At 41.9% G+C, this 988-nt stretch carries 1 pseudogene; it reads left to right on the top strand.

What is annotated here, in order from left to right:
• Positions 1 to 988, top strand: a pseudogene (locus FXV91_RS11700) (DUF11 domain-containing protein); the annotation flags it as partial.

The following is a 988-nucleotide window of genomic DNA, read 5'->3' on the forward strand; positions in this document are numbered from 1 at the left end:
AACTTACACGGTAACTCAGCAGGACATAAACAGTAACGGTAATGGAGATGGAGACATCGACAACACAGCTACGGTTGATTCGGAAGAGTTACCTCCACAGGAAGACAGTGAAGAGGTGCCAATTCAGCAGAACGCTTCTTACACTATYGATAAAATAGTGACAGATGTTGCAGGAAACGGACCAACAGGAAATGTGACAAAAGCTGGAGATGTGATCAGCTACCAGATTAATGTAACAAACACTGGAAATGTTGATCTGACCAATGTAAGCGTTACAGATCCTCTGATTGGAAATCTTATAGGTCCAGCTGAATCTCTGAATAACGATAATATTCTTGAAGTTGGAGAAACCTGGACGTACACTGGAACTTACACGGTAACTCAGCAGGACATAAACAGTAACGGTAATGGAGATGGAGACATCGACAACACAGCAACGGTTGATTCGGAAGAGTTACCTCCACAGGAAGACAGTGAAGAGGTGCCAATTCAGCAGAACGCTTCTTACACTATTGATAAAATAGTGACAGATGTTGCAGGAAATGGACCAACAGGAAATGTGACAAAAGCTGGAGATGTGATCAGCTACCAGATTAATGTAACAAACACTGGAAATGTTGATCTGACTAATGTAAGCGTTACAGATACTCTGATTGGAAATCTTACAGGTCCAACAGGAGATAATGAACCACTAAACATTCTCAATGTTGGAGAAACCTGGACATACACTGGAACTTACACGGTAACTCAGCAGGACATAAACAGTAACGGTAATGGAGATGGAGACATCGACAACACAGCTACGGTTGATTCGGAAGAGTTACCTCCACAGGAAGACAGTGAAGAGGTGCCAATTCAGCAGAACGCTTCTTACACTATTGATAAAATAGTGACAGATGTTGCAGGAAATGGACCAACAGGAAATGTGACAAAAGCTGGAGATGTGATCAGCTACCAGATTAATGTAACAAACACTGGAAATGTTGAT

Origin of the sequence: Methanosarcina sp. DH2, from assembly GCF_020804225.1 — an archaeon.
Classification (GTDB): Archaea; Halobacteriota; Methanosarcinia; order Methanosarcinales; family Methanosarcinaceae; genus Methanosarcina.